Below are 12,620 nucleotides of genomic sequence, written 5' to 3'. Positions count from 1 at the left end.
AGGGTCACGTCAGGTGACCGGCTGCAGGCGGATAACTCACTTCCTGCGTCGAAAACGGTAACAAAAAGGGGAGCCGAAGCGTTCCTGCGACGGTCCACCAGCCGGCCCTGCCCCCCTGTGCGCAAGCGGTGTGCGCATCCTGTGGCTGGTCGGCGTGAACGGCGTCATATCGAACGGATCGGTTCCCCACTCATCCGGCGGTACATTGCCGCCGGTTCATGCTGTACTGCCTGCGCCTGCAGTCCGGCAGGCGCATCGTGCTGCTCGGACTTGCTGCCCGGCTTATTCGGCCGAGAAGATCGAGCCCAGCTTGTCCATGCGGTCCAGTGCCATGCCCGAGCCGCGCACCACGCAGGTCAGCGGGTCTTCGGCCACGATCACCGGCAGGCCCGTTTCTTCCATCAGCAGGCGGTCCAGGTCGCGCAGCAGGGCGCCGCCACCGGTCAGCATCATGCCCTTTTCGGCGATGTCGGCACCCAGTTCCGGCGGGGTCTGTTCCAGCGCGTTCTTGACGGCCGAGACGATGTTGTTCAGCGGATCGGTCAGGGCTTCCAGGATTTCATTGCTGGAGATGGTGAAGGAACGCGGGATGCCTTCGGACAGGTTGCGGCCCTTGACTTCCATTTCCTTGACTTCCGAGCCCGGGAAGGCCGAGCCGATTTCCTTCTTGATGGCTTCGGCGGTCTGCTCACCGATCAGCATGCCGTAGTTGCGGCGGATGTAGTTGACGATGGCTTCATCGAACTTGTCGCCGCCCACGCGCACCGAACCCTTGTAGACCATGCCGCCCAGCGAGATGATGCCCACTTCGGTGGTGCCGCCGCCGATGTCGACCACCATCGAGCCGGTGGCGTCCGAGACCGGCAGGCCCGAGCCGATGGCAGCGGCCATCGGTTCCTCGATCAGGTAGACCTGGGAGGCACCGGCGCCCAGGGCCGATTCGCGGATGGCGCGACGTTCCACCTGGGTCGAGCCGCAGGGCACGCAGATGATGATGCGCGGGGAGGGGCGGAACAGCTTGGAGTCATGCACCATGCGGATGAACTGCTTCAACATCTGCTCGGTGACGGTGAAATCGGCGATCACGCCGTCCTTCATCGGGCGGATCGCCTCGATGTTGCCGGGCACCTTGCCCAGCATCTGCTTTGCTTCCTTGCCGACCGCCTGGATGGTCTTCTTGCCGTTGGGGCCGCCTTGCTGGCGGATCGCCACCACCGACGGCTCGTCCAGCACGATGCCGTGGCCGCGCGCGTAGATCAGCGTGTTCGCGGTGCCGAGGTCGATCGCCAGATCGTTCGAGAAGTAACTGCGGAGAAATCCAAACATGAGTTGTCCTGATGCGCCCGCGAGGGGGCGCTAGCTTTTTGATAGGGGGAGGTGTCCGTTCATGCTGCGGCGACGCGAAAATCAGGCGCCTGCAAGGCATTAATCCGACATTCTACCTTATAATTCCCGAGAAACCAGCAAGCCGGCTTGCCAAAAGTATCAGCACCCCGTGCCCTTCCGGCCGCCATCTGGCGCGGGTTTGCCGTTTCTTGTGCGAACCACGCCCTGACTTGGTCAAGCCGCCGCGCAAGCGAACTGGCCGCGGGCAGCCAAGGCTGCAGAATTCGTCTACCGGCCGCAGCGGCTACGGGTCTTCCAATTTCAACATCACGCGGCGCGCCCTGCGCGTCCTTTCGACCATGTCTCTAGCCCTTTCCGACGTCAAACGCATCGCCAACCTGTCCCGACTGGAGCTGACCGACGCCCAGGCCGGTGCCACGCTGGACAAGCTCAATGGCATCTTCGCCCTGGTGGAACAGATGAAGGCCATCGACACCTCCGGCGTGGAACCGCTGTCGCACCCGATCGCCGCCATTGAGCCGGCGCTGGCGCTGCGCCTGCGCGAAGATGTCGTGACCGAATCCAATCGCCGCGACGACTACCAGCAACCGGCCCCGGCCACCCAGGATGGTCTGTACCTGGTGCCCAAGGTCATCGAATGAACCCGGCGCCTGGCCCCAGCCACCGTCCGCTTCCGGCCCAGCCGGCCCGCAAGACCGCAGCGTAACCAATTCCATGCACAAGCTCACCCTCAAAGAACTGTCCGCGCAACTGCAAGCGCGCAAGATTTCCGCCACCGAACTGGCCACCCTGTTCCTGGACCGCATCGCGGCCAGCGACCTCAACGCCTTCCTGCACGTGGACCGCGATCTGACCCTGGCCCAGGCCAAGGCCGCCGATGTGCGCCTGGCAGGCAATGATGCCGGAGCTCTGACCGGTGTGCCCATTGCCCATAAGGACATTTTCGTCACCCGCGACTGGCGCACCACGGCCGGCTCACGCATGCTGCAGAACTATGTGAGCCCCTTCGATGCAGCCGTGGTGGAACAGTTCAACGCAGCCGGTACGGTGACCCTGGGCAAGCTCAACTGTGACGAGTTCGCCATGGGCTCCAGCAACGAGAATTCCTTCTATGGCGCGGTCAGGAACCCCTGGGACAAGACCGCCATCCCGGGCGGCTCCTCCGGCGGCTCGGCGGCCGCCGTGGCCGCCCGCCTGGCGCCGGCGGCCACCGCCACCGACACCGGCGGCTCGATCCGCCAGCCGGCTTCGCTGTGCGGCGTGACCGGCATCAAGCCGACCTATGGCAGCGTGTCGCGCTACGGCATGATCGCCTTTGCCTCCTCGCTGGACCAGGGCGGCCCGATTGCCAAGACGGCCGAAGATTGTGGCCTCTTGCTCAATGCCATGACCGGTTTCGATGAACGCGACTCCACCAGCCTGCAGCGTCCCAAGGAAGATTTCACCCGCTCGCTGAACCAGAGCCTGCAAGGCCTGCGCATCGGCGTGCCCAAGGAATTCTTCGGCGCCGGCCTGGCCGCCGACGTGGAAGCCGCCGTGCGCGGCGCCCTGGCCGAGTTCGAGAAGCTGGGCGCGACCCTGGTTGAGATCTCGCTGCCCAAGACCGAGCTGTCCATTCCCGTGTATTACGTGATCGCCCCGGCTGAAGCCTCGTCGAACCTGTCGCGCTTCGATGGCGTGCGCTACGGCCACCGCGCCGCCGACTACAAGGACCTGGCCGACATGTACAAGAAGTCGCGCGCAGAGGGCTTTGGCGAAGAGGTCAAGCGCCGCATCCTGGTCGGTTCCTACGTGCTCTCGCACGGCTACTATGACGCCTACTACCTGCAGGCCCAGAAGATCCGCCGCCTGATCGCCGAGGACTTCCAGCGCGCCCTGGTCGGGGCCGACCGCCTGTGCGACGTCATCATGGGACCGGTCTCGCCGACCGTGGCCTGGGACCTGGGCGACAAGACCGATGACCCGGTGGCCAACTACCTGGCTGACATCTTCACGCTCTCCACCAGCCTGGCCGGGTTGCCCGGCATGTCCATTCCTTGCGGATTCGGACAGGGCGAGAAGAACGGCAAGCGTCCGGTCGGCCTGCAGATCATCGGCAATTATTTCGACGAAGCGCGCCTCTTGAACGTGGCGCACCAGTTCCAGCAGGCCACCGACTGGCACCTGCGCGAACCGGCCTGATCGCTGGCCCTCGTCACCAACAACAGCATTCGCAAGGACAACATCATGCAGTGGGAAGTCGTCATCGGCCTCGAAACGCACACGCAGCTTTCGACCCAATCCAAGATCTTCAGCGGCAGTTCGACCCGCTTCGGCGCCGAACCCAATACCCAGGCCAGCCCGGTGGACCTGGCCTTGCCGGGCGTACTGCCGGTCCTGAACAAGGGCGCGGTGGAACGTGCGATCCAGTTCGGCCTGGCCATTGGTGCCACCATCGCACCGCGCTCGGTGTTCGCGCGCAAGAATTACTTTTATCCTGACCTGCCCAAGGGCTACCAGATCAGCCAGTTCGAGATCCCGGTGGTGCAAGGCGGCACCATGTCCTTCGCCGTGGAGAAGGATGGCAAGACCGAGATCAAGACCATCAACCTGACCCGCGCGCACCTCGAAGAAGACGCCGGCAAGTCGCTGCATGAAGACTACCAGGGCATGACCGGCATCGACCTGAACCGCGCCGGCACGCCCTTGCTGGAAATCGTCACCGAACCCGAGATGCGCAGCGCCGCCGAAGCCGTGGGGTATGCCAAGGCCCTGCATTCGCTGGTGGTATGGCTGGGCATCTGCGACGGCAACATGCAGGAAGGTTCCTTCCGCTGTGACGCCAACGTCTCCGTGCGTCCGGTCGGCCAGGAGAAGTTCGGCACCCGCTGCGAGATCAAGAACCTGAACTCCTTCCGCTTCCTGGAAGAGGCCATCAACTACGAAGTGCGTCGCCAGATCGAGCTGATCGAAGACGGCGGCACCGTGGTGCAGGAAACCCGCCTCTATGATCCGGACAAGAAGGAAACCCGCTCCATGCGCAGCAAGGAAGACGCGCAGGATTACCGTTACTTCCCCGACCCCGACCTGCCGCCGCTGACCATCTCGCAGGAGTGGATCGATCGCGTCAAGACCACCATGCCCGAGCTGCCCGCTGCCATGCGTACACGTTTCGTGACCGACTATGCGCTGCCTGAATACGATGCCATGGTGCTGACCCAATCCAAGGGCATGGCCTCCTACTTCGAAGCCGTGGTGGCTGCGGCCGGCAAGGAACAAGCCAAGCCTGCCGCCAACTGGCTGATGGGTGACGTGGCCTCCACCTTGAATCGCGAAGACACCGACATCGCCGATGCGCCCGTGAAGGCTGCGCAACTGGCGCTGCTGTTGAAGCGCATTGCTGACGGCACCATCTCCAACAAGATCGCCAAGGAAGTCTTTGCGGGCATGTGGGAAGCCAAGTCCGACAAGGAGACCCTGGCCGATGACATCATCGAGGCCAAGGGCCTGAAGCAGATCTCGGACAGCGGTGCGCTGGAAGCCATCGTGGATCAGGTGCTGGCGGCCAATGAAAAGTCGGTGGCCGAATTCCGCGCCGGCAAGGAGCAGGCCATCAACGCCCTGATCGGCCAGGCCATGAAGGCCACGCGCGGCAAGGCCAATCCGGCGCAATTGACTGAACTGCTGCGCAAGAAGCTGGCGGGCTGAGTCACACCCGTTGCCTGGTAGCGCAACAAGTTGGTGGATGAGCCCCACGCCTCGCAAAGGGCGTGGGGTTTCTTATTGGGGGCTTGGAAAGAGGGGCAGTTTTAATATTTGAAATAGAGGCCGTTGTCTTCCTCATCTTCGTCATCCTCATCCGGTGCGGTCTGCCGTGTGGTTGACTCCCGCAAATTGATGTCGGACGGTGATGGAAACTCCAGCGCACGAAAGATTTTTTCTGCCAGTTTGGCGAAGGGGAGCCACTTCCAAGTCATCGCGAGGCAACACCCAGTGGAGATAAAGACTCCTGCGAGTAAACCCAGCATGCCCTTCTTTGAGGAAAAAAATTCCATCCCGTATGTTAGTGGTTGGTTGAAGCCGAACAGTATCAAGAGAGAAACCGTCGTAAGAAGGATCAGATTGACGAAAAGGGTCCGCTTCAGTGCAATGCGCAAGAAGGCGCGGGTCCCTCTGATGCAATGGGGATAAAGTGCAATAGTTCGTTCCTCTGGTTTGTACAAGGCGAACAGCTCGTAACGGCTGCCTTGCTTTTTGACGGCCGCTTCCACATAGTCGCCCTCCTTGAAAGGACTGTCCCAGAGCCATCCGGCCAGAGAACGTCCGTCCAGTTCAAACTGAACATAATCCCCCATGCCCTCCATGGACGAGGCATAGTTCGACAGAGTCGCCGATCAAGGCCGACAGAATCGCTCCGAGGCGCATGTTGCTCTGATCGCGTGCAGTGAAGAAGAAATTGGCTGTCTCGCGTGACTTCCTGAAATTCTTTATATGGCCTGATAATTTCTGAAGATCATTGCTGTTTGGGATATCTATAAAGTCGGTCATCTTTTAACTTTGTGCTCGGGTAGGCTGCTCTTCTAATATTTGAAATAGAGGCCGTTGTCTTCCTCATCTTCGTCATCCTCATCAGGTGCGGTCCACCGTGTGGTTGACTCCCATAAATTGATGTCGGAGGGTGACGGAAACTCCAGCGCACGAAAAATCTTTTCCGCCAACTTGGCAAAGGGAATCCACTTTCGGGTCATTGCTACGCAACTTCCCGTTGTGAGCACTATGGCCAGCAGGAAGCTCCATATACCGCCCAATGAAGAAACGAATTTGATTCCTTGCTCCAGTGACTGATGGCCAACAAACAGGAACAAGATGCAAAGAACGGTGATGAAGAAAGCATTCACAAGCAAGGTCCGTTTAAGGGCGCTACGCAGATACGCACGGGTCCCTTTGACGCAATGAGGATAGAGCGCGATAGTTCGTTCCTCTGGTTTGTACAAGGCGAACAGCTCGTAACGGCTGCCTTGCTTTTTGACGGCCGCTTCCACATAGTCGCCCTCCCTGAAGGGACTGCCCCAGAGCCATCCGGCCAGAGAACGTCCGTCCAGTTCAAATTGAACGTAATCACCCATGTCCTCCATGGATGAGGCATAGTTCGAAAGAGTCGCCGCCTGCCCGGAGTCACCGATCAAGGCCGACAGAATCGCTCCGAGGCGCATGTTGCTCTGATCGCGTGCGGTGAAGAAGAAATTGGCTGTCTCGCGTGACTTCCTGAAATTCTTTATATGGCCTGATAATTTCTGAAGATCATTGCTGTTGGGGATGTCTATAAAGTCGGTCATCTTTTAACTTTGTGCTCGGGTAGGCGGCGCTTCTAATATTTGAAATAGAGTCCGTTGTCTTCCTCATCTTCGTCATCCTCATCCTGTGCGGTTAGACGCTTGGTGGATTCCGACAAATTGACCTCGGCGGGTCGCGGAAAATCTAGAGCACGAAATATTTTTTCCGCAAGCTTTGCAAAGGGGAGCCATTTCCAAAGTATGGCGAAGCAAATACCAGTGGTGAGTGCGATGGCAAGCAAGAATCCCCACCTTGCTTCTATTGAAGAAATGAATTCTATCCGGTAGCTCAGCGACTGATTTCCGCCCAAAAGGATGATGAGGGAAACGGCTGTGAGAAAGAGAGCGTTGGTAACCAAGGTCTTTCTCACTGCGCTACGTAAGAAAGCACGCGTGCCTTTGATGCAATGGGGATAAAGGGCAATAGTGCGTTCCTCCGGTTTATACAAAGCGAACAGCTCGTAGCAGTTTCCTTGTTGCCTGACGGCGGCCTCTACATAGTCGCCGTCCTTGAAAGGACTTCCCCATAACCATCCACCGAGAGCACGCCCGTCAAGCTCAAGTTGAACATAGTCTCCGATGCCCTCCATGGAAGAGGCATAGTTCGACAGAGTCGCCGCCTGCCCGGAGTCGCCGATCAAGGCCGACAAGATCGCTCCGAGTCGCATGTTGCTCTGATCGCGTGCGGTAAAGAAAAAATTGGCTGTCTCGCGTGACTTCCTGAAATTCTTTATATGGCCTGCCAATTTCTGAAAATCATCGTCGTTGGGGATGTCTATAAATTCGGTCATTTCTGTCTTTCAAAAATATATTCGCAATTCTTCCAATGTGGGATCTTCAAGAGATCCCCAAGCTCTCTCGGAATTCTCTTCCTTGGCAGGAGGTGCTAGCGCAAGCTCCACCAGGGCTTTGTTGAGAGCCAGCATTTGTTCCCTATTAGACGCGTACCCAGCGGGGGTCTCTCGCTTTTCTCCAAATGAGCAGAGGGAGCACCAGACTTGCAACTCGTCGTCAGAGAAAATCCATATTAGAATTTGTAGGGCGAATAGTCCGATAGAGAGCGCCCCTCCCATCGTCATCAACAAGCCCCTTGCTACAAGTAAAGGAACTTCCTTCTGACCTACCTTTTTTGCAGCGAGAAGAAGAACTGACTTAGTAGTTAAATGACGTATATATGGGGCAGAATATGTGAATGCAGTTGCTATGGAGATGATTGTGCTAGCTACTCCTGCGCCGGTTTTCAATACGTATAAAAAGCTAACTCCCCACTGCTTTCTATCCGCAGCCTTAGCAAATTCCTCATAGTCCAAATAAGCCCCAATCGCCGCTCCCCCCGCACTCAACAACCCCCCCGCCAACTTCAACCGCTGATAGCTCCAGAGCGAAGCGCCCTTGTCAAAATCACCTGCGGCATCCTGCGCAATCCCTTTCACCAGCGTCGCCGTGATATCGAACAGGCCCGCCGTAATCGTCATGCCTGAAGCGGCCAGCGCCAGCCAGCTTTTCTTGTCGTTCTTCTTCAGGACTTCGCCCATCATCTTGGCGAAGTTGCCGCCCTCGATGAACATGACCAGCAGGTTCAAGCGGATGTCCTTGACGGCATTGGTGTGCGTGCCGCTGTTCTTGAATCCTTCCCAGGCCGCGCGCAACTTCTCCGCCTGCACCGTTCTCATCTCCGGCTTGTCTTCCATCAGGAAGGTCCGGGCCGTGCGCAGCCGCTCCATGGTCTGCTGTCGCGCAATGCCTTCTTCCTTCGATTGCACCCGTATCAGTTGCAGCGAGTCCGCCGGATCCACCAGCGCCCGGATGCTCAAGAGGTGCTGGATCATTTTCTCGCCCCCATAATCGAGCGCGCTGTCGATCCGGAATCGCCGCATGATGGCGTCACCCGTCGTCATGATCTGACGATCGATGCCCCGCGTGGGAGTCGCCTTGAGTGCGACATCGAAGGCCATCGACCCTTTGGCGGAGGCCGCCTTGTCGTTAGCGACGTAGAGGCTGTTGGCCTTCTTGTAGACGTCGGCCACCGACTTCAGGCTCTTTTGAAAGACGGTGTCCCAGCCAAGGCTGGACGCCAGCACCTGCTTGTCGTTGTGGGCGCTGGCCTCTTTCAGGTAGGCATCGAGTTCTTGCATCGCATCGACCTGATTGAGCGCCATCGCCCGCCATAGCAGATTGCTTTCGGTGGCCTGCATGTCGTCCACCCAGGCGGCGATCTTGCGCTGGCCAACCAGGCTGTGGTTCATGCCAAAGAGCGCACGGCCGACCTGATCGTCAAAGACCATGCCGTCATGGACGTTCTTTCCATGAAACTCGCTGAAGGCGTCCAGCAGACTCTTCGATTCCAGCCAGAGCACCAGGTCTTCCGTCCGCTCCTCGGCGATGCGAGCGACCTCTTCCTGGAAAGCCTGGTAGTTCTTCTTGAATTTTTCCAGCAGTGGCTTGTCCAGCCGGCTTTCATATTTTTTCCAGGCACCGGCACGCGCGTAGGCAACATTCTTGCGGCCCGCTCTTCCCCGTGCACGCACCAGTTGGTCTGCCTTCACGCGCACCTTTGCCAGTTCTTCGCTACGCTGCGGTTCAGGTAGTCGGTTGACGCGGTGGAGCAGATGGCCAGGATCGATGACCCGGGGGGAAATGTCCGTCATGCGCAAGTCATCGATGAGGTCGCAGATTTCCTCAAGCTTCTGCCGCTCCTGCATCGGACGAGTCGCGGCACGGGCCCGTATTGGCTCAGTATCAGGTTGCCTGATGGACTGGGCCTGTAGCACCTCTTCCTGGATTTGTGCCGCGCGTTCTCCCAGTACTTCCCGCAAGCCATCGATGGTCATCATCGCCGAGACCTGCTGCTCCAGTTCGTCCACGTATTTCTCCGACCAGCCGACCACGTCATTGCGATAGCCATTGAGCTCATGCACGATGCCTACCGCATCCCACAGCCCCATGATCATGGGTGGATGATCTTTTCCCTTCGTCTGCTTGCCGATCTGCTGCATCAGGCTGGCGACGGTCTCACTCTGATCCGCACGGGCAAAGGAGACATGCACGGTGCATTCCCGCGTGAGTACTTCCTTGAAGTAGCTGCCATCCTTGGCCGGCTTGCTGATGTTTCTCATGCCGCTTCTGTTGAGCGTGCCAGCGTCATACCGCGGGCGATATTCCAATATCTGCTCGATGTTGCGTTTGCTCACGGCAAGTCCGTGACGATAGCCGCCGGCGGCTATCCAGGTCGCCGGCTCCAAGCATTGCATCCGGCGGTCACGGAGTTTGACGTCACGCTCAAAGTCGGCCAGTGTCTCCGCGCTCCATATATGCTCGGAAAACGCCAGCCAGACTCGCTTGCAGTGTTGCGGCTCTTCGATCGTGATGACCGATGCCGGGAGATTGTGCCCATTGCGCGCACACTGGGGTTCCTCGCTGACCAGCCGGATGGCGCTCGCCGATGGCATCTTCCATAGCGTGCCGGCCTCGGAGACCGCATAGACTTCCCATTTGATGTGGCTGCCGCTGGGATGCTTCTCGTGGAAGAGATAGAGGAAACCCTGTCTCAAGGTGCGCAGCGCATAGTTGTGATTGCGCAGAGGAACCGTCAAGACCTTGTTACCCAACGGAGCGGGGACAAATGCATCAACCTCCTTGGGGACCACGCAATAGCGTACCGGCAGGATGGCCAGACCGCTTTTGTTGCAGTTCGGGCAGGATGGATTCTGAGGATTGGTACAAGCCATGATCAAAGCGCCTTTCGGAAAATCCCTGCCAGCAAGTCAGGGCGGTCGTGGATGACGTCTTCCAGAGCCCGTCCATATGGCACACCCTCTGCCGTCTTCAGCCATACCGGGGCCAGCAATGGGGCAAGATGGAAGTTCATGCCAATCTCCAGCGCGTGTCTGGCAAACAGGGTGCGGCAACGGGCATCGCGCAAACCGTAACGGCTGGCATGTTGCAGACTGTGGAAGGTGTGCTGAGGCCACCCGGCTTGCATGGCGAGCCGGTCAGCCCACAGGCTGTCTTGCGAGCACAGCTGCAGCCATGCGGCATGGACGTTGGCAAAGTCACTGACGCCAGCCCACTGGTCGGCACTCAGTTGCAGGCGCATCATGGATGGCGCGCTGTCGATGGCAGAGAGGTCTTCTGGAGAACGGTCCTGAACCAGCAAGCTGTGTTGCCGTCCGATGGCCCAGACGGCCTGGGCCGGGCCAAGCAAGGTGTGGCGTTGCTGCGCATCGAGCATGGGCCAAAGCCATTCGCGCACCCCGGGGTCATGAAACCGCAGCAAGGTGTCCAGTCCGTTCCATCTGTGGAGATAGCAGCTTGCAGCCCAATGTCGGGCCAGATCCTCGGGACTGACGGAGCAGGTGATCCATCCACATACCGAATGCCCGCGCATTCTTTGTAGCTGCTCCAGTGTCCAGTCGGCCCAAGCCCATTGCACGCTGCGTTCCAGCAGATCGGAGTCGTTGCGGCGCGCCAGATCCAGCGTCACCAGATAGGGCCCCAGCAGCGGGTCGAAGTTGGCATGCGCCACAGGAAGACGCACCCGCCTGTCTTGCTCCACCTCGCCGGCGTCGAAGGGATCCTGAAGCACAGGATTGATCCACAGCAGACATCGACTGTCCGAATGCGCGCTGAAATGGCGGTGCAGATTCTGGATCAGCACATCGGCGCCGCCAGCCACCGCTGGCGCTTGGCGGCTCACGTGGTCCATGCGCTTGATGTCGCTGGTGTCGGCGCAGCGAGCCGCCTGGTTGATCGTGCGGGTTGCGATTGGGACTTCACGGTTTTCCTCGTCGTCAGGTCTTCAGGAAGAAGCTGCGATCTGGACTGTTGGTGAAGTTGAAGTGAAAACAGGTGCAGAAGCGTGTCTGCATCAGGCCGCAGCAAGGCCGCACATCATGCGGGGCCAATATCTGCGGAAGGCGTAAAGGGAAGAAAAAGAAGCGGAAGCTAGAAAATGATCGACGTTTATCTCGTCAACGTTTCGATCATGGCGATTCTGCGGCGTCCAAGACCAATGGTCGCCCCCGCGCCCAGCGATTGCTCGACAGCGAGAACGTCAACGAACTGACCTGGTGATACCACCCCGCGGGGATATACAGCATCTCTCCCGGCTGCACTTCGCAGCACACCAGTGCCGCCTGGCGCGCCAGCGGGAAGCGTTCCAGGTCCGGGTGATCCGGATCGAAGGGCGAGCCGAACAGGATGGCATTGGCCTGCTTCGGATAGAGATACTGGTCATGATGCGGCGGCGCCAGCCAGACCCGCTTCTTGCCCCACAGCTGGGCAAAGACATTGTCGTCATAGTCGCAATGCAGCGGCGTGATACAGCCTGCCGGACCGATCCAGAACCGCGGCGGTCCCATCTTCTCGAAGAAGTTGGGCCAGTGGCACAGGCGATTCAAATTCCGCAGTTCCAGATTGCCCAGATACGGCGGCAGCCCGCTCTCGTCGGCCATTGCCCGTTCCAGATAAGCGACCAGTGTCATGTCCTGCATGGCCCGGTCCGGCGCAAAGGCGGTGTTGATGTAATCCCCCACGCGCGCCCGCACCGGCAACTGGCCGAAGTGTTCGCGCAAGGTCTCCACGGACATCGCCGACAGCGGCCAGCGGTTGGCCATGCCGGTCATGATGAAGGGCAAGCCCGCCCGTGCGCGTGCGCGGAAGGCGGCCGTCTTCTGCGGACCCAGACGCGGGATCTCATGTACCGCCGGTAGCACGGCACTGGCCTGGCGAATGGCCTGGCGCATCTCCTGCACCGACGCCACCCCCCGCACCTGGGCATCGCGCCGGTCACGCGCAGCCTCGCGCGCGGCGGCTTCTTCAGGGCTCATCGGCAAGAGGTCGGGGCGCGGCGGCAGCGCGCGGGCAGCTGTGCGGGCGCTTGGGGCGGGAAGTGAAGAAACGGGATCAGGCTGGCTCATGCGGGCTATTGTAGCGCCGGGCCTGGCGCGCATTGCGCCGGGG

The 12,620-nt window shown here is 59.6% G+C and carries 10 protein-coding genes; 3 read left to right on the top strand and 7 right to left on the bottom strand.

The window, feature by feature from the left end:
- Positions 1–282 precede the first annotated feature (282 nt).
- A complete protein-coding gene (locus tag ACODSZ_RS06030; RefSeq protein WP_006465688.1) occupies positions 283–1,326 on the bottom strand; it encodes a rod shape-determining protein in 1,044 nt (347 codons plus the stop codon).
- A gap of 359 nt (positions 1,327–1,685) precedes the next feature.
- Between ACODSZ_RS06030 and gatC the strand changes: the two genes are divergently transcribed.
- The 3 genes from gatC (at position 1,686) to gatB (ending at position 5,034) form a co-directional block, all read left to right on the top strand.
- Positions 1,686–1,988: an Asp-tRNA(Asn)/Glu-tRNA(Gln) amidotransferase subunit GatC gene (gene gatC, locus ACODSZ_RS06025; RefSeq protein WP_008333559.1), complete on the top strand. Its 303-nt coding sequence runs from the start codon at positions 1,686–1,688 to the stop codon at positions 1,986–1,988.
- A 73-nt stretch (positions 1,989–2,061) separates the two neighbouring features.
- Complete coding sequence (gatA, locus tag ACODSZ_RS06020) at positions 2,062–3,528, top strand: Asp-tRNA(Asn)/Glu-tRNA(Gln) amidotransferase subunit GatA (protein WP_488927246.1); 1,467 nt, start codon at positions 2,062–2,064, stop codon at positions 3,526–3,528.
- A gap of 45 nt (positions 3,529–3,573) precedes the next feature.
- Positions 3,574–5,034 (top strand): Asp-tRNA(Asn)/Glu-tRNA(Gln) amidotransferase subunit GatB, encoded by a 1,461-nt coding sequence (gene gatB / locus ACODSZ_RS06015; protein ID WP_175343777.1) that lies wholly within the window; start codon positions 3,574–3,576, stop codon positions 5,032–5,034.
- A 101-nt stretch (positions 5,035–5,135) separates the two neighbouring features.
- Here the strand turns inward: gatB and ACODSZ_RS06010 are convergent, their stop codons facing one another.
- The 6 genes from ACODSZ_RS06010 to ACODSZ_RS05985 form a co-directional block, all read right to left on the bottom strand.
- Entirely contained in the window at positions 5,136–5,711 is a 576-nt protein-coding gene (locus ACODSZ_RS06010; protein ID WP_488927263.1) for a putative type VI secretion system effector, read from the bottom strand.
- Between the two features lie 195 nt (positions 5,712–5,906).
- Positions 5,907–6,662 carry a putative type VI secretion system effector gene (locus ACODSZ_RS06005; protein ID WP_241821880.1) on the bottom strand — a complete coding sequence of 252 codons (756 nt, stop codon included), beginning with the start codon at positions 6,660–6,662 and terminating at the stop codon, positions 5,907–5,909.
- 32 nt (positions 6,663–6,694) lie between these two features.
- Positions 6,695–7,450 carry a putative type VI secretion system effector gene (locus tag ACODSZ_RS06000; RefSeq protein ID WP_488927245.1) on the bottom strand — a complete coding sequence of 252 codons (756 nt, stop codon included), beginning with the start codon at positions 7,448–7,450 and terminating at the stop codon, positions 6,695–6,697.
- A gap of 9 nt (positions 7,451–7,459) precedes the next feature.
- Positions 7,460–10,387: a T6SS effector BTH_I2691 family protein gene (locus tag ACODSZ_RS05995; RefSeq protein ID WP_488927244.1), complete on the bottom strand. Its 2,928-nt coding sequence runs from the start codon at positions 10,385–10,387 to the stop codon at positions 7,460–7,462.
- 2 nt (positions 10,388–10,389) lie between these two features.
- The gene (locus ACODSZ_RS05990; RefSeq protein ID WP_488927243.1) at positions 10,390–11,364 is read right to left on the bottom strand and encodes a DUF4123 domain-containing protein; all 975 of its coding nucleotides are present in this window, start codon (positions 11,362–11,364) and stop codon (positions 10,390–10,392) included.
- Positions 11,365–11,641: 277 nt separating this feature from the next.
- Positions 11,642–12,577 carry a cupin-like domain-containing protein gene (locus ACODSZ_RS05985; RefSeq protein WP_488927242.1) on the bottom strand — a complete coding sequence of 312 codons (936 nt, stop codon included), beginning with the start codon at positions 12,575–12,577 and terminating at the stop codon, positions 11,642–11,644.
- Positions 12,578–12,620: the final 43 nt, after the last annotated feature.

This window comes from Herbaspirillum sp. FG34, from assembly GCF_057809315.1.
This window is presented reverse-complemented; position numbering and strand designations above follow the sequence as displayed.

Bases quoted from the DNA above. Each gene is read 5' to 3' on its own strand.
- gatB (WP_175343777.1), top strand. From the start codon at position 3,574: ATGCAGTGGGAAGTCGTCATCGGCCTCGAAACGCACACGCAGCTTTCG.
- gatA (WP_488927246.1), top strand. From the start codon at position 2,062: ATGCACAAGCTCACCCTCAAAGAACTGTCCGCGCAACTGCAAGCGCGC.
- ACODSZ_RS05985 (WP_488927242.1), bottom strand. From the start codon at position 12,577: ATGAGCCAGCCTGATCCCGTTTCTTCACTTCCCGCCCCAAGCGCCCGC.
- ACODSZ_RS05995 (WP_488927244.1), bottom strand. From the start codon at position 10,387: ATGGCTTGTACCAATCCTCAGAATCCATCCTGCCCGAACTGCAACAAA.
- ACODSZ_RS06005 (WP_241821880.1), bottom strand. From the start codon at position 6,662: ATGACCGACTTTATAGACATCCCCAACAGCAATGATCTTCAGAAATTA.
- ACODSZ_RS06030 (WP_006465688.1), bottom strand. From the start codon at position 1,326: ATGTTTGGATTTCTCCGCAGTTACTTCTCGAACGATCTGGCGATCGAC.
- ACODSZ_RS05990 (WP_488927243.1), bottom strand. From the start codon at position 11,364: ATGGACCACGTGAGCCGCCAAGCGCCAGCGGTGGCTGGCGGCGCCGAT.
- ACODSZ_RS06000 (WP_488927245.1), bottom strand. From the start codon at position 7,450: ATGACCGAATTTATAGACATCCCCAACGACGATGATTTTCAGAAATTG.
- gatC (WP_008333559.1), top strand. From the start codon at position 1,686: ATGTCTCTAGCCCTTTCCGACGTCAAACGCATCGCCAACCTGTCCCGA.